This is a genomic window from Hyphomonas sp. UBA4494, assembly GCF_002388935.1.
Lineage (GTDB): Bacteria > Pseudomonadota > Alphaproteobacteria > Caulobacterales > Hyphomonadaceae > Hyphomonas.
On sequence record NZ_DGNK01000042.1, the window covers coordinates 89,560 to 108,352 of the forward strand.

Below are 18,793 nucleotides of genomic sequence, written 5' to 3' on the forward strand. Positions count from 1 at the left end.
AGATTATTCGACCGTATCGTGATCAATCTCGAAAAGTCTCAGACGTGACCCGGTTTTTGGTGAGACTTCTACAAGACCCGGCCAGTCGTGGCTGGAACTCAGGGTCGCATAGAGAAGGGCCGTGCTCGGATCAGCGCTCGTCTCAGGCAGGGTGCAAATCGCCACATAATTATAGGGTGCAAGCGCTTGCTTGCGCAGCTCCGGGTTTGTCAACGCAAAGGTTTGGAAGACGCGTTCGATGCCTGGGGAGGCTCTGTGAAACGGCATCGCGGCAATCTTGTGTGCGGAGCCTGTGTCGGAGATATATTCCGCCAGCGTGAGAGACAGGCCGAGCGGTGCCATGATCCTAGAGGCCGGTAACGTCTCCAAGCTGGAGAGATCGGCATCCCGGCATGCATCGCCCTCCATGTAATCGATCAAGGTGAGCGCCCGGCCTGTTGGTTTGACGAGCAGGGCGAAGCTGGCCAGCAGGAGCACGGGCGGCAACAAGACCGCGATGGCTTTTCGTGCGCCCCCATCCTCCCTTACCCTCTCGATGAACAGGGGGAGGAAGAGGGGCAGGAGCACGGCGGGAAATTTGAAGTTTCGCATTTGCCAGGCTGTGAGCAGTGTGCCCAGCGTAGCTATCAGCAGTAGGATCAGAACGGGAGACCGGTAAGTCTTGGGGTTCATCCATGCGCCGAGTGTGAGCGCCAGTAGAACCATGAAGATGAGCACGAGTAGGTTCTCGCCACGTGCGAAGGCACCTGCAGGTCCCTTTTCCTGGATGACATTCGAGATCCAGTAAGTATGGGCAGTCTCATTGATCATGGTGTAGGGGCCCGCATGGCATTCGGGAAACGCCGTCCACAGAACGCCCAGAACAACAAGCGCACCTGCCACGAGCACTCCTAGTCGCGCGGTCGGGCTGTGCAGGCCAAGACGTTTCCAGATGATAGGCGCGCCCGCAGCTACGACTCCAGCCGCTATCAAGGCGCTGGCCCAAGGGGCTGAGAGGGCATCGCACTGCGTCTGGAAAAGTGTCCCGCCGGTCAGGAGCAGCCCGGCGGGCAGGGTGAATGCCAACAATGACCATCCAGTCAGGCTCAACCTCGCTACCATGGTCGAATTTGGTGCGAGGGCTGCGTGGATAGCTACTCCTGCAAGGGCGAGTGCAATGTAGGGTGCGCACTCGAGGCCGACAGCGATGGAGAGGACGCTTGCGACGCCGACGAGAATGCCTGCAAACCGATGTTTCGACACGATCCCGAGGCAGAGCGCGAGCAGCAGGACGATCTGGACATTGTGATGGTCAACCCGGTTTGGCATGAATTCGATTACGGCAAACAGGGAGGCGACCGCCGCTGCGCCAATCTGCGGCAGGCTTGGCTGCTCCCCAAGGATCTCCCGGATCAGCCGCACGGCCAGCCACGCATATGCGATGAGCCAGAGCAGCGGAACGACAAAACGAGCTATCTCGAACGCCGCATCCTGTCCAAGAGCGGGCTGGAATAGCCAAGTGACCAGCACATAGGGTAGATCAACCAGACGCGACCAAGGTGAGACGTACGGCTCCGGCATGGCCAGAAAGGGCCACGTCAAATCATGCCACTCACCATCGCGCAGCAGGTCGGCGATTTGCAGCCGCCGGGCGATGTCGTCAATATCCTGAACCGTGCTGCCATTAACGGCGTCGCCAGCCAGCAGACCGATGGCAATGAGCAGAAAAGTCCCTATTGGCAGCAGTGACGAGAGCCGAGAGAGTAGCGATGTATTTTCAGGTTGCACCGCGTGCTGACTCCCCATCGTCCAGGAGTGCACACTAGGCTGAAAACATGAAGAAAAGCCCAAACAGGCGCTGAGGGTCGGTGTTAATCGTTGCAGGCCTGATAGGAAAAGTCTCGCCGGTTGGACCCGTCTTCCAGCGCAATATGCGCTTTCAGAGCGTCGCCCTCGCGTTGGTAGTGAATTAGCTGCGGATAGTCGTGTGCGCTGTTGATGAAAGTAACCAACTGGTCCCCCTGCAGGCTTTCCACGAATTTCGACGGACCAACGCCCGCCGGATAGACATTGAGCACGTAGAGCGGGCCGGGTTTGATGCGCATCTGCTCAAAAAAGCTCACGCCGCCATCACCCAATGTCACCGCATAGCCGAAAACGTAGCCCGCTTCCGGAATTGACCAGACTTCCTTTGATGTTCCGCTTTCGCTGATCCAACAGCCTGTAATCCACGCCAAAGGGTGCGCGGGCGGACCTGGTTCGACTGGATCGGTTGATGCGCAGCCAGCCAGCGCAAGAAGTCCAAGCAAGCTTCGTTTCATGTGATCACCTGCATTCAGTCGGGGCTCTAGTCCCCTGATACCATGAAATGCGCCATCAGAGTCGTAACTGGCTTGGCGCGTTCATCCTGCCACGCCTCTGCGCGGACCGAACACATGCGCCGCCCCATCTTGGTGATTTCTGCGCGGGCGTAGAGGTCTTTGGCGTGGCCTTGGCGGAGATAGTCGATCGTCAGATTGATAGGCCGCGGCGGACGCTCAAGATGCTCGGTAACCAGAAACACTTGTGCCTGCGATGTCAGTTCCAGAAAGGCGGCGATGGCGCCGCCGTGAATGGCCTTGATCATGAAATTGCCAATCAGCTTTTCCTGATACGGCATGATCATGGTCATTTCGTCGCCCATGACTTCGCATCTCAAGCCCATTTCCTGGGCGAGGGGGGTGCGAGCAATGAAGGCGCGGACTTCATCAGCGCGGGTCTGTTCAGTAATATCCATGTCATTCGCCACTACATCGTCCTCATGCTGTCAACCGAGCGCGGTTTGTTGATGGCGAATGCACCTGCGGCGGTGGCAATCACCTTGTCGCGGCTCTCATGATAGGCCCAAGCGCGGGTGAAGCAGATGTTCCGCGTCACGTGATAGCATTCGGCTTCGCCAATAATGTCGCGTCCCTTGTCAGCCGGGCGCATATAGTCGAGACGCAAGTCCAGTGTCGCCACGAAACGCGGTTTGGGCAGGGCAGAGCTGGCGGCCGTACCGCACAAATTGTCAAGAAATGCGGTCAGGACGCCGCCATGAATCACGCCGGTGTCCGGATCACCCACCAGGCGTTCTTTCCAGGGCTGCAGGCCCCAGACATGACCTTTCTCAATACGGGTAAACCGGAACGCCATGCGGCGTCCCCACGGGATACCGCCACTGATCATGTCTATGTTTTCGTTCATGACCTCCCAAGGCGCGGGAGATGACGCGGCGTCATCGCTCATAATGGTCCTCATTCGTTTGACGAGTCGTTCTGCCCGGATAACATCATTGGCGATAGAGCAAAACAAAGAGCTCATGTGGAGGAAGATGAGATGGCATTTGATGGCGCGACGAAGCCCAAGGTTTGTATCATTGGGGCAGGGTGCTCCGGCTTCACGATGGCCAAGCGTCTGAAGGATTATGACATCCCATATGATTGTTTCGAGATGTCGGACAATATCGGCGGCAATTGGTATTACAAAAACCCGAACGGCGCTTCGTCTTGCTATCAGTCTCTCCATATCGATACGTCGAAGTGGCGCCTTGCCTTTGAGGATTATCCGGTTCCTGAGGATTGGCCGGATTTCCCCCACCATTCCCAACTGCTTCAATACTTCCACGACTATGTCGATCATTTTGGGTTGCGCGAAACAATCACGTTCAACACGGCGGTGACCGATGTCGCGGACTTGCCCGGCAATCGATGGAAAGTGACGCTATCAACCGGTGAAAGCCGCGAATATGACGCCGTTATCGTGGCGAACGGACATCACTGGGATCCGCGCATGCCGGAATATCCGGGGTCGTTCGATGGTTATCAGGTACATTCGCACAATTATACGGATCCGTTCGAGCCATATGACTTCCGGGGCAAGCGCGCCATGATTGTTGGCGGCGGGAATTCGGCCATGGATATCTCGTCGGAGCTTTCCCAGCGTCCCCTGACCGAGCGCCTGTTTATATCCATGCGTCGAGGTGTCTGGGTCTTGCCGAAATACATGGATGGACAGCCGGCCGACAAGGCCGTGTTGCCAGGCTGGTTGCCATCGGGGATTGGGCGTGCGTTGGCGCGCAAGAAGATCAAGAAGACTATCGGCATGATGGAGGATTATGGCCTACCAAAGCCGGACCATGAGCCGCTCGATGGGCATCCCTCCGTATCCGGTGAATTCCTGACGCGTGTCGGATGTGGGGACATATGCCCCAAGCCGGGTATCGAACGTCTTGATGGTGACGGTGTGGTCTTCACAGATGGGACACGGGAGAAGATCGATGCGATTGTCTGGGCGACAGGCTACAATGTGACGTTCCCGTTCCTGAAGCAGGACGATCTGACCCCAAAGGAAAACGTGTTCCCGCTTTACAAGCGTATGGTGAAACCGGGACGTGAAACCATCTTTTTCCTCGGCCTGGCGCAGCCTTTGCCCACGCTCGTGAACTTCGCCGAGCAACAATCCAAACTGGTCGGCGCAGCGCTGAATGGCGAATATGCGTTTCCTGAAATCCAGGAGATGGAGCGGATTACAAAAGAAGATGAACAGCAGCATCTTGGTCATTTCTATGACAGTCCGCGCCATCGGATGCAGGTCGATTTCAATCTTTATTGCAAAGACCTGAAGAAAGAGATTGAGCAGGGGGCGAAGCGCGCGCGCGTGGTTGCCTGATGTTAACCGGTCGGGGGGTATAAAGAGGGCCCATGACCCGATTGCCTTTCCTGTCTGCCGCCTTATTGCTGGCTGCTTGTGCGTCGCCAGCGCCGGTGAAGATACACTATCCGCCGGCAGAAACCCCTGACGCGTCTGTCGGTGCGGCGCCCGTGGGCACTGTGGCAGAGCAGGGACCCTTCGCTCCGAACGCCTATTTGCGAGCTTGTTACGGGATCCGGGTCTCCAATTCGCCGATCGTGGACAAGGATGGCTGGGTCGTGAACTACAAGCCGATTGTGGTGGTGAACGGCATACCGCTTGCCGCCGCGCCGGCAAATGATGTCTGTCTCACGTCAGGCTTTGGCCAGCGCTTTGGCAGGCGACACGACGGTATCGACCTGCAGTCTCGCCCGGCGGGGACGATTTACGCCAGTGCACCGGGCAAAATCATCGAGTCCCGTGTCTCGACAGGGTATGGCAACATGGTGCTAATCGATCATGGCAAGGGCGTTTACACGCGTTATGCTCACCTCGCCTATATCCAGCCGGGCGTTACCAAGGGCGCAACAATTGGCTTCGGCCAGCCCGTTGGCTTCATGGGGGCCAGCGGCAATGCGACCGCCATTCATATCCACTTCGAAATCCTGACAGGCGACTACAGGAACCCGCGCGGTTCCAAAGGCCTCATGCCGCGTGACCCTTTTTCATTTCCACCTTATGAGTATGCTCAGGCCTATTAGGGACTGGGAGGACGATATGAGGGGGTTTTGGATCGCGGGCATCGTGTCGACGTTCATGCTCGGGGCATGTACGACACGGCCCATGCCAGACGGAGAGCCGGTTTCGACCAGCGTACCTATCAGTGAGGAAAGCGCTTTCGCGGCGGATTTCGGTATGCTGGCGGATTTGGTGGGGACGCGCTGGTACGGCGAACCAAGTCAGGCAGACGCAGAGCGCGGCCAGCCGGCTGATTATTCCGAATGGAACTGGGATCTGGGCGGTTCGGTTCTGGTCAATCGACACGTGCTGGCGGATGGCTCTTATGGCGGTTTGACTTACGTCCAGAAGAACCAGAAGTCGGAGAAGCTCGACTATGTCTACATTACCAGTGCCGGCTTCCGGACATCGGGCAGCTTCACGCTCAATGAAGATAATAGCTGGACCGCGTATGAAGAGGTGACCGGCCTGAGCGATATTATTGGCGTGCGCTCGACCGGTCGCATGACTGAAGACGGCGCATTGGTGTCGGAATCAGAATTCGAGACTCGTGATGGCTGGGTACCCGGTCACACCTTTCGCTACGAGCCAACCAGTGACCCCATGCCGAATTTGGTGCCCAATCTGGAGATCGAGTGAAGTCTTTCCTTGATCCTGACCTGATTGCGCGAACCTATCGCGATCCGATCGCGGTGGCCGTTCTCTTGGTTGACTTGTTGCCGATCCTTGCGGTGCTCGTTTTCGGCTGGGGCGCAACGCCGCTTGTGGCGCTCTACTGGCTGGAAAACCTTGTCATTGGCATGTTTACCGTATTGCGCATGGTTGCAACGCTCGCCGGGAACATCGTGAACCTGTTTACCGTGCTCTTCATCGTGCCATTCTTTACACTCCATTATGGCATGTTCTGTTTTGGTCACGGCGTTTTCATCAAGGCACTCGCGACGAGCGGATCTACCACTGGCGGCTCCGGTATGCCGGGATTGGTCTATTGGGCGTTGAGTTCGGGGCAGGGGATGGTCTGGTTTGTTGCTGCGATCATTGCGATCAATCTGGTGATCTACTTCACAGACTTTCTCATGAAAGGCGAGTTCCGGGAAACCCAGCCGATTGTTGAAATGTTCGCACCCTATGGTCGGATTGTGACCCTGCACGTGGCCATTATCCTTGGGGCCGTATTCGCGATTGCGACGAACGAGCCGCTTCTGGGGGTCGTCTTCTTGATCTTCCTGCGCGTCGTGTTCGGCGTGATCGTGTCGGCCATGCGCCAACGCAAACTGGACAGGGCTAGCCATGCGCTTATGAAAGAATTCCCGTCAACAGCGTAAAAAGTTGACGGGTGATGACGCCTTGGTCATGATGTGGGGCTTCCCTCAGGAAAGGCGTGTATGAGCTCCATCGTAAAGACACTGGCCGGTTCAACCGGAAAGCGGGCCAGATCCAAGGCTGCCAACCGACGGGCCATCCTGCAGGCGGGGCGCCGCGTGTTTGCGCGGATCGGCTTCGAGGCCACGACGGTACGCGACATTATCCGGGAAACCGAACTCGCCGCTGGCACCTTCTACAACTACTTCAAGTCGAAAGAAGAGGTGTTCGAAGCGATTGCCGAAGATTCCACGCATCGCTTCCGTTCACGCCTGCAGGATGTTCGCGCCTATGCCACGGACTTCGAAACCTATGTCCATGATGCCTATCGGGCCTATTTCGGTTTCATCGCGACCGAGAATGAAGAACCGATCCGCAATGGCGCGCCGCATCTGGCCCTGATCGGCGTACGAGTTGATACGCCCGAAATGCTGGCCGTGGCAGAAGAAATCCGCGCCGATCTGGAACATGTCCTGTCCGGCGAGGGCGGCCCCAAGATCGACACAGCCTATCTGACGGCGGCGGCCATCGGAATTGCCCGTGAAATGGGTGAGCACATGTTGCTGCGCCGCCCGGTAGATGTTGACGGTGCAACGGAATTCGCGACGGCCTTGCTGCTGGCGGGCGTGCGGGAGATTGCCGCGAAGTAAGGAGAAACGCCTCTTGGCGCGGACGCGCTTGCAAGGCTAAGCTTTTTGTCAACAAGACAGGACGGGAGGCGACCATGAGCCTGCAGCAGATAATCACCAAATTCATCTTCAAACTGCCGGACGGCCTGCTGGTGCGCATGGCCGGCGGCAAGCCGGTCGAAGTGCGGGGCCGCGTCCTCGAGCCGCAATTGCAACTGGTTGCATGGAATGGCCGCAACGCACCGCCGATGTCGACCCTGGAACCGGAAGTCGTGCAGGCGGCTGTGAAAGAGCAGCTCGCCATGTTGGAAGCTCCGCTGGAGCCTGGCGTGACGACGGAGAATTTTACCATTCCCGGGCCCGACCGTAACGAAATTCCGGTGCGCCTGTACAAGCCATCCGGCCAGGATTCCTCTGTGCCATTGCTGGTCTATTATCATATGGGCGGCGGCGTGGTTGGCGACCTTGAAACCTGCAATGCATGGTGCTCGATCCTTGCTTCCGTCACCAAAGGCCCGGTCCTGTCGGTCGACTATCGGTTGGCCCCACAGCACAAGTTTCCGGCTGGTATCGATGACTGTATCGCCGCGTATGAATGGGGCGTGCGCAATGCTGGCAAGTATGGTGCGCCCGAAGGCATGGCGGCCGTGGGCGGGGACAGTATGGGTGGCAATTTCTCGGCCATCATCTCTCAGGAGATGCAACGCGAACACAAGCCACTGCCCGTCTATCAATTGCTGATCTATCCGGCCGTGGACATGGTCGAGGAATTCCCGTCGCGCACCGAGTTCGGAGAAACCTTCTCTCTCAGCACAGACACGATGAACTGGTTCATGGAGCAATACCTGCCGGACGATTTCGACATGTCCGATCCGCTCCTGTCGCCGGGGCAGACCGCCGAGCTGGAAGGGTTGCCCCCAGCGATCATCATTACGGCGGGGCATGATCCATTGTGCGATGAGGGCGATGACTATGCCAAGCGCCTCAAAAGTGCGGGCGTGAAGGTCACTCACAAGCGCTATGATACGCTACCTCATGCCTTCACGGCCTTTTCCGGTTTCTCGCCGGGCTCTCGCAAGGCATGTCTGGAAATCGCCAACATGGTGAAAGACCTCGTCTCAAAATTATGAAGGCCCTCGTCTGTAATACGGTGACGGCCGATTTTTCTGGACTGTCGGTTCAGGATGTTCCAGTGCCCGTGGTCGGGGAAGGGGAAGTGCTGGTGCGCGTAAAGGCAGCCAGCGTGAACTTCCCAGACCTGCTGATGAGTCAGGGCCGGTACCAGATGAAACCGGATTTGCCCTTCACCCAGGGCATGGAATGCGCCGGAATCGTCGAAGCCGTTGGAGAGGGCGTCTCCGCGTTTTCACCGGGTGACCGGGTGGTCGGCGGCAACAAGACTGGAGCCTTCGCAGAATTTGCGTTGCTGCCCGCCTCCAGCCTGTCTCTTGTGCCGGACAATATGGGATTTGCGGAGGCGGCAGCCTATCCTGCAGCCTATCTGACCGCCTATGTCGCGCTCGTGCGGCGGGCCAATTTGCAGCCCGGTGAGACATTGCTCGTGCACGGCGCAAGCGGCGGCGTGGGTATGGCGGCCGTCGATGTCGGAAAGCTGCTCGGCGCAACCGTGATTGCGACGTCTGCATCGGACGCCAAATTGGACAAGGTCATCGCGCATGGAGCAGACTATGCCATCAACGTGGCGCAAGGCTTTCGCGACAAGGTGAAAACGCTCACAGGCGGGCGCGGAGCAGATGTCATCTTCGACCCGGTTGGCGGCGATGTGTTTGACGAGAGCGTTCGCTGTATCGCATTTGATGGACGTTTGCTCGTGGTCGGGTTCACGTCCGGGCGCATCCCGGAAGTCAAAGCGAACATGCCCCTGATAAAGGGGTTCTCCGTGGTCGGCGTACGGGCCGGGGAGTATGGCCGTCGCTTTCCGGAGCGCGGCAAGGAGAATATGGAAGCAATTTGGAAATGGGCAGCAGAGGGCAAGACCCGGCCGCGTATCCATGCCGAGCTTCCATTGGAAAACTGGCGGGAAGCCTACCGCTTGCTCACTGATCGCGAGGTTGTGGGCAAAGTGGTCATCAAGCCCTGAATAGAAAATAAAAGAGGAAACGAAGATATGTCGACACTCCCTGAAAAAGGCCTGCAACTACGCTCGCTGATCAAGCCGGAAGGCGAACTTGAACTGTCCCTGGTTGAGGTAGACCTACCAACGCCCGGACCCGGCGATGTGATCATCAAGGTCGAGGCGACCCCGATCAATCCATCCGATCTCGGCCTGCTGATTGGTGCAGGAGATATCCGCACGGCGGTACAGAGTGGCACGGCGGATCGCCCAGTCATCACGGCAAAAGTACCCGAAGCTGGTCTGCGTGCGATGAAGGCCCGGATCGGTCAGTCACTGGGTGTCGGAAATGAAGGTGCCGGTACGGTTGTCGCCGCAGGCGAGTCCGAAGCGGCGCAAGCCTTGCTCGGCAAGCGCGTTACGGGCCTTGGTGGTGAATTCTATTCCGAATACCGCATGCTGAATGTCGGTCAGGTCATGGAATTGCCGGAAGGTGCCACGGCCGAGCAGGGCGCGTCCTGCTATGTGAATCCGCTTACGGCACTGTCTTTCGTCGAGACCATGCGCGAAATGGGTCATGAATCCCTCGTGCATACGGCCGCTGCATCCAATCTCGGCCAGATGCTGAACAAGATCTGTATCAAGGATGGCGTGCCGCTGGTGAACATCGTCCGCAAGGAAGAGCAGGCCGAAATCCTGCGTGATATCGGCGCCAAACATATCGTCAATTCTACGTCGCCAACCTTTATGGAAGATTTGATCGCGGCGCTGATGGAAACCGGTGCGACGCTCGGCTTTGATGCGATTGGCGGCGGACCGCTCGCCGGACAATTGCTCATTGCGATGGAGGCGGCCGCCAGCCGCAAGATGAAGGAATACTCGCGTTATGGCTCCGGCCAGCAGACGCACGTCTTTATCTATGGCCGGCTCGACATGTCACCGACCCAAGTGCCTCCGGGCGTAGGGTTTGCGTGGAACCTTAGCGGATATCTGCTGACGCCATTCCTGCAAAAGGCCGGCAAGGAAGTCCGCGCCCGCATGTACAAGCGTGTGATGGATGAGCTGACGACCACGTTCGCCAGCCATTACACCAAGCGCATCTCGCTCGCTGAGGCGCTTAACCTTGAAACGCTGAAAGCCTATGACGCCAAGGCGACTGGCGAGAAATACCTGATCACGCCGAACCGATAATATCCCAATGGTTGTATAACTCATCCCCCTTTGGTAGTTTGTAATAGTATTACCAAAGGGGGGTCGCATGGGTCAAAGAGTCTGGGTAACTGTTGCGGTCGCACTGACAATAGGATTTGGAACGGGTTTATATGCCGGGCCATACTTTGTCTCGTCATCTGAGACTGACGGCAATTCATTCGATCTGTCCTCCTTGCCTGACGAACTCCGGCAGAAGCATCGCGATCCAGACTATTTGCTATCCGAGATCAAGAATTACGAGCTCATGAAGGAAGCTTTGGCTCGTCTGGAGGCTGAGCAGTCGAGCCGCGAAAGTCTTGTTCTGCCAACAGGGATGACATCGGTTCCACTTGGGCAGCTCTACCTGCCCGACGACGAGGTTCATTGGCCGGAAGACGTCAGCGGAGAGGTGGGCGCAGCACTGGACGCTGCCAAAAATGGGTGGGTCATCCTGAACTATTGGGCGAGTTGGTGCGCGCCCTGTGTACATGAGTTACCGGAAATGGGAGAGGCAGCGCCTTTATATGCTAAGAGGGGCGTCACGCTGATTGCTGTGAATACTGACCCGACTCAGACAGATTCAAGGGACTCTATCCGCGCCCTCTTTAGTGACCGCAATGTCGATAATCTTGAGCCGCTGCTTGTAGAGGGTGAGGGTCTGGAGTCACTTCTGGCTGCGAGCGGCCAATCGAAATCGAAGCTTGGTCTGCCTACAAATATTGTGTTCGCGCCGGGCGGAATTCCCTACGCCATGTTTCAGGGCGGAGATACGAAAGCAACCGAAGTTTGGACAGCACCGGAAACTTTGGAGTTCCTGGAGATTATCGTCAGGGCAGACTAGCCGATCCTGTCATGCGTGATGCATATGGCATGATCGGCATCTTTCAGGACGACAATGTCGGCTGTCTGCTTCAGCGGCGCGATATGGTCGCGCAAATTGGGCAGATTGATGCGGTTCCAGACGGATTTTGCAAACTCGAGAAGTTCAGGTTCCGTCATGTGAAGAAAATTTGCATAAAAAGAACTCGGGTCAGTCTCTGCCGCGCGCCAGAGGCGATGGAAGCGTTCCGTATACCAAGTCAGCAAGTCGTCTTCTGATGCATCGAGATACACAAGATAGTCCGGCTCCCGCGCAGGACGCGGAGGCGGCGACAATGGCTGGAAGCCAAGGCCTTCGAGGATCAGTATATCGGGCTGTGCAATGGTTCGCGTCATGCCCGGGTCGACGTCGTAGGTGACATGGCTATAGCCGGGAAAGTCGGCTGTGCCGGTTGAGAGGGCGGCGATTGCGTCACCCAATGCCTCGGCATTGTAAGTTTCTGGAAAGCCCTTGCGGAGTGTCAGGCCGCGTTCTTCCAGGATTGTGTTCGGATAGAGAAACCCGTCCGTCGACACGGTTTCCACCGTATGTGCCTCGGCCAGGACTGCAGCAACCTGGTTGGCCAGAGTCGTCTTGCCCGAGGCAACCGAGCCAGTCAGGCCAATGACGACGCCCTCATGGCGACCCGAAACTCCGGACAGGCGTTCCCCCAATGCGGTAATGCCGAGGGCATGTTCTTTATATTGGGTCGTCATGAGGCGTGAGGCTCCGGGCAGCGATTGCGTGCCCGAAGCCTAGTGTTGCTTGCGCGACTGTCCAGCCTGAAGGGCGTCAAACGGTGCGCTTGGCCTTGTCTTGTGCATTGGTGGCTTCAATCGCGTCTCGGGCGGCTTGCCATTCGGCGTCGCCCCATGCGGTCAGCTGAGCGAAGTTTCCGCCGGATGCATTGTACATCGCTCCGTCGATCGCGATGGTTTGTCCATTCACATATTCCGCGCCAGACGCCATCAGGAACACGGCCAAATTCACCAGTTCATGCATCTCGCCAACGCGGCCCATCGGATTGGCGGCGCCGGAATCCATGCGCTTGGCGCCTTCGGCATCCGGAGCCAGCCGCTTCGACATACCTTCCGTCGGGAAGGGGCCCGGCGCAATGGCGTTGAAACGGAGGCCGTAGCGCCCCCATTCGACGGCGAGGCTCTGCGTCATCGTGTTGACGGCTGCCTTTGACATGGCCGACGGCACCACGAACGGACCGCCATTCCAGACCCAAGTCGTCAGGATTGAACAGACGCTGCCCTTTTGACCCTCCTTGATCCAGCGTTTGCCGATGTCGTGGGTCATATAGAAGGTTCCGCGGAACACGATATTGGAAATCGCATCGAAGCCCCGGATTGAGAGATCTTCGGTCCGGCTGATGAAATTGCCAGCGGCATTGTTGATGAGGCCGGTCAGCGCGCCGTGCTTGGCCCAGATATGATCATTCATGTCGGTGATGGCTTCCGCCACGCGGATGTCGCAGGCATGCGGCACGACCTTGCCGCCATGCTTGTCCATCAGCTCACCTGCGGTGTCTTCGCAGACCTGTCCACGCCGTCCGCAGATATGCACTTCCGCGCCAAGCTTCAGGAAACCTTCGGCCATTTCCTTGCCGAGTCCCGTGCCGCCGCCTGTTACCAGAATGCGTTCCCCGGCCATCAGGCCGTCGCGAAACATAAGTTTTGTCATGTCCATTGAATTCCTCCCGGTTTGTTTTTCTGATATGAGTATAAGTCGGTTGAGCGGGGAGGCACCCATGAATCGTGCATTGGCTAGCGTTGCCGTCGCGGCATTTGCTGCGGGTACAGCCCAGGCGGGGCCGCTCGACGTTTTCGGCACCTTTGTGACGCAGGAAGAAAATTCCCACATCCGGATTTCCGATTGCGGGGACGGAACGCCTTGCGGCGTCATCGTCTGGATCGATCCGGCGAGTGTGTCTGGCGACGCGACCCCCGAAACGGCGACCGATGCCAAGGGCGCAAAAATCCTTGGGCTGACTATGCTTGAAGGGTTCAAGCAAAAAGCCAAAGGCTGGACAGGCGGCACGATATACAATCCGAAGGAAGGCAAGACCTACGGGTCCAAGATCAAATTGCTGGCCGATGGTGTGCTGGAAGTGAAGGGCTGCATCGGCCCGATCTGCCAGACGCAGCATTGGGCGCCGGTTGAATCTACTTCCGGAATGGCAGACTGACGAGTCGCCACAGGACCCATATGGGGATCACCACCGCCGCACCCGCCAGGGCTGGTTTCCAGAAATTGCGCACGGCCCAGCCAAGCGTAGCCATGGTCGTGCTCGCAACATTTGCGATGGCCGCGCCCATGTCGACGTCCGGATTGGACGGATTGAACTGGGACGCCAGCACGAAGAAGCCGACCAGAATGCAAAGGCCGAGCAGCTTCAGCGATCCCCAGACCGAGATGTCGAACAATCGCGCGAGCAAGGAGCGTGGAGGCGCTTTGACCGGTGCGCGGGGCGGCAAAGGCTCCGGCACCGGCTCAACTGTCACTTCCGGTAGTTCTGAGTTGGGATCTGTCGACATAGTATATGGTGGGGCCTGTTAGTCGTTCGCCGCCTGCTTCTGGATTTCAACCTGGTGCGGATAGGGTATCGAGATGCCTTCCCGGTCAAAGGCTTCCTTGACTGCCTTCATGAGGTGGAATTTGACGTCCCAGACATCGGCCGCTTTCACCCAGCTGCGTGTGGCAATGTCGACCGAACTGTCTCCAAGATTAACAACCTTCACGAAGGGTTCCGGATCCCGGAAGATACGGTCATCTGCTTCAATCACCTGTTTGATGACGGCGATGGCCTTGTCCATGTCGTCATCATAGTCGATGCCAAAGGTCACATCGGCGCGGCGGGTGTCGTATCCGGAATAGTTCTCGATGACGCCATCAATGGCCTGACTGTTTGGCACGAGAACTTTCACATTGTCGACTGTGGCCAGGACAGTCTGGAACAGATTGATGTCTTTAACGGTGCCGGCAACGCCAGCGGCCTCGATATAGTCGCCGAGCTTGTAGGGGCGAAACAACATGATCATGACGCCTGACGCGATATTGCCGAGGGCGCCCTGCATGGACAGGCCAATGGCAAGGGTCAGCGCGCCGAGTACGGCGACGAAGCTGGTGGCCTGAACCCCGAAGACCTGCAGCACGGCAATCAGCACAGCAGCCGTGATGGCCCACCGGACAAGAGAGGCAAAGAAATTGCCGAGCGTATCGTCAATGCCTTCGCGCTTCAGCGCTGCGCTACGAACGAGGCCCGCCAACCAGCCGGCGATGCGCAGACCGATAATCAGGACCAGCAAAGCGCCAAGTACTTTCACGCCGAATGAAATGATGAAGGGGCTGTATTCGCTCCAGAGCGCGGCTGCAGTCAGCTCTTCGGGCATGGAGGTCTCCTTTTTATTGTCAGGGCAGGCTAGTCTTCAGTCTCTGTAATGTCTGATTGTGACGCGTGTTCCGGTCTCGACTCAGCAGGTGGCCGGTAAGCCATGTTGACCTGATGCGGGAAGGGGATGGTGATCCCTTCGCGATCAAAGGCTTCCTTGACGGCCTTTGTGATGTCGGCGCGGACCTGAACGAATTCGGGCGTCGCCACAAAAGCGCGCAGGCGCAGCCGAACGCTCCAGTCAGCAAGCGTATGCACGCCGACCCAGGTTTCATCCTTGGCCAGAATACGCGGATGCTCATTCGTCGTGTCCAGCAGGGTTTTGAGCGCATGATCCATATTGTCGTCATAGGAAATGTCAAAGTAGAGATCGAAGCGACGACGTGTCTGGCGTGTGTGATTGACGAGCGGATCGCCCCAGACCTTGTCATTGGTGACCGAGACGATCTTGTTGTCGATTTGCTTGAACGTCGTTCGGAAGGGCGTGATGTCTGTGATTTCGCCGTCCATGCCCGCCAGGGTGACGAAGTCACCAATTCGGAACGGCCTGAAAATGGCCAACATGACTCCGGCCGCAACCGCCTTCAGCGTGTCCTGAAGCGCGAGGCCAATGGCCAACGCTGCGCCGCCCAGCAGCGCCGCCAGCGATGCCGTCGGGAAGCCGAGTTGGGTCAGCGCCAATACGATCGCAACTGCGAAGATCAGATATTTCAGGAGCGAAGCGGAGAAGGCAAACAGCGTATCATCGGCCCCGTGACGCATATGAGCCTGATTGCCCATTTTCCGCATTGATCGGGCAACCCAGTTCGCGAAGGTCACCGCAATGATCAGGATCGCGACCGCAGCGAAGGCGCCTGGTCCGCGCTTGTCTATGATCGCTTCCCAGTCATAGCCCGCGAGCCCAAGGGGCAGGGGAGACATGAAAATCAAAGCGAAAACGCGAGAGACTGAACTGGCAATATCCCAACTCGATCCCTCGAATGATTTGTCCTTGGCGGTCAGGCGCTTCCCAAAGGCGGTAACGATGCGTTTGACCATGCCCGAAAGAAACCAGATCAGGATACAGGCCAGGACAACGGCGCCCCACTTCTCCATGAATGGCCAAGAACTTGCCAACCAGACAGGCCAGTCTGTGGTGTCGATATCGGGCAGGGCGATTGTGGTAAAATCCATAAAGTGGCCGGGCTCGTTGTTTCTATGGGCAAAAGAGCGTCAGTTTGCGCCGCTTGTCCAGTTTGCTCAGGCGGGTATGACTGATCCGTCGGCACCTCGAAAGAGGCGCAAGCAGAGAATGAGAGTAAGCACCCCTGCGCTGATAATGGCGAGCCAGTTCATCTCCGTCACATACCAATTGTTCAGGACGATCCCGATCATGCCCCAGCCCAGGGCAATGAAATACCACCAACTGCGGCTAACATAGCGGGCGAACATCCACGCCGGAAGGCTGGCGGTCGCCAGCGTGATCCAGAGCATTTGCCACGGAAAATCGGTCGCCCCGAAGCTCGAAAAGCTGCGCAGGGTCAGCGGAACCGAGATCGCGATGGCGACGGTAATCCAGCCAGACAGCATGGCGGCGGTAAGATCTGCGAGAGCTTTCTTGGGGCTCCAACCAGTTTCACGCAAACGGTCCATGCGAAATGCTGCCGTCCACGCGGCAATGGCGATTGGAAAAAGGAGCAGGAAATCCAGGGGTTGAGACGCGATCAACTGCGCACTGATCATCCAGACGATGTTGAACGCACCAGCCCAGGCAAGGGGTGCCGCGATTCGCTCCATCCAGGGCTCGCGGGCACGCCAGTAGGAAACGCCAAACAGAAAATAGGCTAAGAAAATCACGCTCCAGATTGAAAAGAACGCCGGCAAGGGCTGTTCCGGAAGCGTCACGTCACGTGTGGCGTTTCCAATCGGTGTGCCAATGCCCAGTGCAGGCGCGAGCGCGCCGGACAGGGGCTGAAGCACGCCAAGAAGAATCACGAACAGGGGCAAATATGTTTTCATGTTTTCCATATGAGCTGAATTTCAAATGGGGCAAATCCGCGGCGTGTGAAAAAAGTGGGATGCAGGCTGGCGTTTTCACGTTATACGCCCCGATCTCTGCGGAGACTCACAAGAGGAATTTGCTTATGGCAAGGACACCTGCGGCCAAGAAGGCCCCTGCAAAACCGGCCGCCAAGAAGGCGACCACCACGGCCAAGACGGCCACCAAGAAGCCTGCTGCCAAGACGGCCGCTGCGAAGAAGCCAGTTGCTCGCAAGGCAGCTGCGCCGAAAGCCGCCCCAAAGGCGACGGCTGCAAAGACGCCAACCACGGTGACGATGCGCCAGCTGTCGGCAGAAATGGCTGAGGCTCATGGTCTGACCAAGAAGCAGTCGGAAGAAATCTTCTCCGACCTGGCTGATCGGATCACCAAGCGCCTGAAGAAAGGCGAACGTTTCCGTCTGAACGGTCTCGGCACGCTGGAAGTGCGCAAGCGCCCGGCACGCATGGGCCGCAACCCGGCAACGGGTGAATCCATCAAGATCAAGGCGTCGAAGAAAGTTGCTTTCCGCGTCTCCAAGGAACTGAAAGAGTCCGTTTAAGGACTTTCGGTTTCACTATGTTTCGAAAGGGCCGGGTGCATGCCATCCGGCCTTTTTTATTCTTGCAGCATTGCCTCTAGAGTCTCCAAACGGTCCGCCTCGTTTGCGGGCTTGTCCCAGCGGATGCGGTTGATACGCGGAAAGCGCATGGCGATGCCGGATTTGTGACGGGCCGAGCGCTGCAGGCCTTCAAAGGCCACTTCCAGAACAAGTGATGGCGTCACGGAGCGCACAGGTCCGAAACGTTCGACCGTGTTGTCACGGACGAATTTGTCGAGCTGTTTCAGCTCCTCGTCGGTAAAGCCGAAATAGGCCTTGCCAACGGGCGTCAGCCGATCCTCGCCGTCTTCATCGCGCCAGACGGCGAAGGTGAAATCGGAATAGAAACTGGAGCGGCGGCCGTGGCCGCGTTGCGCATACAGCAAGACCGCATCGACGAGCCAGGGGTCTCGCTTCCATTTGTACCAATGCCCCTTGACACGGCCGGGCACATAGGGGCTGTCCCAGCGTTTCAGCATCAGCCCCTCGATTTCCGGGGCAGGGGGCTCCATGCGGTGCGCGTCCAGCGCCGTCAGATCGGTGACGGGCACGAGCGGCGACAGGTCAAAACGCGGGCTCGCCGTTTTCGCGATGAAATCTTCCAGGCGTTCCCGGCGTTCGCGAAAGCTCAGGGGGCGGATATCCTCGTCTCCAGCCTGCAGCAGGTCATAGGCGCGGATGAAGGCCGGGCGCGCGTCCATCTGCTTTTTCGAGACGGTCTTGCGGTTCAGTCTCTGCTGCAACTCATTGAACGGCGCCACGCTCTCCCCGTCCTCGGCGCGCACCAGCAATTCGCCATCCAGCGTGCCTTCAAAACTCATCGCGGCCAGCACATCCGGAAAAGTATGGGAGATGTCGTCTCCCGTGCGGGTATAGATCCGCCGCACGCCGCCTTCGCTGCTGGCCTGCACACGGATGCCGTCATATTTCCATTCGGCGGCAAAGGCGTCGGCTGTGATCAGGGCCGGGTCCACCGCATCGGGATTATCGCGCTCGGCTTTCGGCACCAGCGGGTGGGCCAGCATGACCGGCCGGAAGGGCGCCTTGATGTCTGGCTCTGGCCGGCCGGTCTTGCCTTCGAGCCAGGCGAACAGGCTCTCATAGGGCGGGGCGAGGCCGTGCCAGATCTCCTCGATCTCGGTCACGTCCACGCTGCCGAAATCTGCGAGCGCCAGTTTGGCAAGCCGCGCGGAGACGCCGATGCGCAGGCCGCCCGTGATCAGTTTGAGCAGCGCCCAGCGGCCGGTCGGGTCCAGCCCGTCGAGCCAGTTGGCGACCAGTCTCTGCGCCTCGGGC

Annotated in this window: 21 protein-coding genes and 1 pseudogene; 11 read left to right on the forward strand and 11 right to left on the reverse strand. The window is 58.1% G+C overall.

The window, feature by feature from the left end; translation table 11 throughout:
- Window positions 1-3: 3 nt before the first annotated feature.
- From B2P82_RS16105 to B2P82_RS16120, 4 genes are all read right to left on the reverse strand, one after another.
- On the reverse strand, window positions 4-1,767 hold the full coding sequence (locus B2P82_RS16105; protein ID WP_290498039.1) for a hypothetical protein: 1,764 nt from the start codon (window positions 1,765-1,767) through the stop codon (window positions 4-6).
- Between the two features lie 83 nt (window positions 1,768-1,850).
- A complete protein-coding gene (locus B2P82_RS16110) occupies window positions 1,851-2,300 on the reverse strand; it encodes a DUF6265 family protein (RefSeq protein WP_290498040.1) in 450 nt (149 codons plus the stop codon).
- Between the two features lie 26 nt (window positions 2,301-2,326).
- Window positions 2,327-2,755, reverse strand: a complete 429-nt coding sequence (locus tag B2P82_RS16115) for a PaaI family thioesterase (protein WP_290498042.1) — start codon at window positions 2,753-2,755, stop codon at window positions 2,327-2,329.
- Between the two features lie 11 nt (window positions 2,756-2,766).
- Window positions 2,767-3,246 carry a PaaI family thioesterase gene (locus B2P82_RS16120; RefSeq protein ID WP_051607972.1) on the reverse strand — a complete coding sequence of 160 codons (480 nt, stop codon included), beginning with the start codon at window positions 3,244-3,246 and terminating at the stop codon, window positions 2,767-2,769.
- Window positions 3,247-3,336: 90 nt separating this feature from the next.
- Here B2P82_RS16120 and B2P82_RS16125 point away from each other — a divergent pair, with 90 nt between their 5' ends.
- From B2P82_RS16125 to B2P82_RS16165, 9 genes are all read left to right on the forward strand, one after another.
- Entirely contained in the window at window positions 3,337-4,668 is a 1,332-nt protein-coding gene (locus B2P82_RS16125; protein ID WP_206992204.1) for a flavin-containing monooxygenase, read from the forward strand.
- Between the two features lie 32 nt (window positions 4,669-4,700).
- Window positions 4,701-5,390 carry a M23 family metallopeptidase gene (locus tag B2P82_RS16130; protein WP_206992205.1) on the forward strand — a complete coding sequence of 230 codons (690 nt, stop codon included), beginning with the start codon at window positions 4,701-4,703 and terminating at the stop codon, window positions 5,388-5,390.
- Window positions 5,391-5,406: 16 nt separating this feature from the next.
- Entirely contained in the window at window positions 5,407-6,006 is a 600-nt protein-coding gene (locus tag B2P82_RS16135) for a hypothetical protein (RefSeq protein ID WP_290498043.1), read from the forward strand.
- The gene (locus B2P82_RS16140; RefSeq protein WP_290498045.1) at window positions 6,003-6,692 is read left to right on the forward strand and encodes a DUF6498-containing protein; all 690 of its coding nucleotides are present in this window, start codon (window positions 6,003-6,005) and stop codon (window positions 6,690-6,692) included. Before B2P82_RS16135 ends, B2P82_RS16140 begins: the two co-directional genes overlap by 4 nt.
- A gap of 60 nt (window positions 6,693-6,752) precedes the next feature.
- Entirely contained in the window at window positions 6,753-7,379 is a 627-nt protein-coding gene (locus tag B2P82_RS16145; protein WP_206992208.1) for a TetR/AcrR family transcriptional regulator, read from the forward strand.
- Between the two features lie 74 nt (window positions 7,380-7,453).
- Entirely contained in the window at window positions 7,454-8,488 is a 1,035-nt protein-coding gene (locus B2P82_RS16150) for an alpha/beta hydrolase (RefSeq protein WP_206992209.1), read from the forward strand.
- Window positions 8,485-9,459 carry an NADPH:quinone oxidoreductase family protein gene (locus B2P82_RS16155; RefSeq protein WP_290498046.1) on the forward strand — a complete coding sequence of 325 codons (975 nt, stop codon included), beginning with the start codon at window positions 8,485-8,487 and terminating at the stop codon, window positions 9,457-9,459. Before B2P82_RS16150 ends, B2P82_RS16155 begins: the two co-directional genes overlap by 4 nt.
- A gap of 27 nt (window positions 9,460-9,486) precedes the next feature.
- Window positions 9,487-10,623, forward strand: coding sequence for a zinc-binding dehydrogenase (locus B2P82_RS16160; protein WP_290498047.1), 1,137 nt, complete (start codon window positions 9,487-9,489; stop codon window positions 10,621-10,623).
- Window positions 10,624-10,690: 67 nt separating this feature from the next.
- Window positions 10,691-11,464: a TlpA disulfide reductase family protein gene (locus B2P82_RS16165; protein WP_290498048.1), complete on the forward strand. Its 774-nt coding sequence runs from the start codon at window positions 10,691-10,693 to the stop codon at window positions 11,462-11,464.
- On the opposite strand, the gene B2P82_RS16170 is transcribed toward B2P82_RS16165, so the two are convergent.
- Window positions 11,461-12,198 (reverse strand): nucleoside/nucleotide kinase family protein, encoded by a 738-nt coding sequence (locus tag B2P82_RS16170; RefSeq protein WP_290498050.1) that lies wholly within the window; start codon window positions 12,196-12,198, stop codon window positions 11,461-11,463. The genes B2P82_RS16165 and B2P82_RS16170 overlap by 4 nt on opposite strands.
- Before the next feature lie 76 nt (window positions 12,199-12,274).
- On the reverse strand, window positions 12,275-13,177 hold the full coding sequence (locus B2P82_RS16175; RefSeq protein ID WP_206992213.1) for an SDR family oxidoreductase: 903 nt from the start codon (window positions 13,175-13,177) through the stop codon (window positions 12,275-12,277).
- A 61-nt stretch (window positions 13,178-13,238) separates the two neighbouring features.
- Between B2P82_RS16175 and B2P82_RS16180 the strand changes: the two genes are divergently transcribed.
- Complete coding sequence (locus B2P82_RS16180; RefSeq protein WP_290498052.1) at window positions 13,239-13,676, forward strand: DUF2147 domain-containing protein; 438 nt, start codon at window positions 13,239-13,241, stop codon at window positions 13,674-13,676.
- Here the strand turns inward: B2P82_RS16180 and B2P82_RS16185 are convergent.
- From B2P82_RS16185 to B2P82_RS16200, 4 genes are all read right to left on the reverse strand, one after another.
- On the reverse strand, window positions 13,654-14,025 hold the full coding sequence (locus tag B2P82_RS16185) for a DUF6460 domain-containing protein (RefSeq protein ID WP_290498054.1): 372 nt from the start codon (window positions 14,023-14,025) through the stop codon (window positions 13,654-13,656). The genes B2P82_RS16180 and B2P82_RS16185 overlap by 23 nt on opposite strands.
- Window positions 14,026-14,043: 18 nt before the next feature.
- On the reverse strand, window positions 14,044-14,880 hold the full coding sequence (locus B2P82_RS16190; protein WP_206992216.1) for a mechanosensitive ion channel family protein: 837 nt from the start codon (window positions 14,878-14,880) through the stop codon (window positions 14,044-14,046).
- A 29-nt stretch (window positions 14,881-14,909) separates the two neighbouring features.
- Complete coding sequence (locus tag B2P82_RS16195) at window positions 14,910-16,052, reverse strand: mechanosensitive ion channel family protein (RefSeq protein WP_290498056.1); 1,143 nt, start codon at window positions 16,050-16,052, stop codon at window positions 14,910-14,912.
- A gap of 66 nt (window positions 16,053-16,118) precedes the next feature.
- Window positions 16,119-16,877, reverse strand: a complete 759-nt coding sequence (locus B2P82_RS16200; RefSeq protein ID WP_290498058.1) for a TspO-related membrane protein — start codon at window positions 16,875-16,877, stop codon at window positions 16,119-16,121.
- A 275-nt stretch (window positions 16,878-17,152) separates the two neighbouring features.
- On the opposite strand from B2P82_RS16200, the pseudogene B2P82_RS16205 reads away from it, so the two are divergent.
- Window positions 17,153-17,458 (forward strand): annotated as a pseudogene (locus B2P82_RS16205) (HU family DNA-binding protein); the annotation flags it as partial.
- Between the two features lie 56 nt (window positions 17,459-17,514).
- On the opposite strand, the gene B2P82_RS16210 reads toward B2P82_RS16205, so the two are convergent.
- Window positions 17,515-18,793, reverse strand: a 1,279-nt coding sequence (locus tag B2P82_RS16210) for a cisplatin damage response ATP-dependent DNA ligase (RefSeq protein ID WP_290498060.1), incomplete at its 5' end; no start/stop codon positions are given.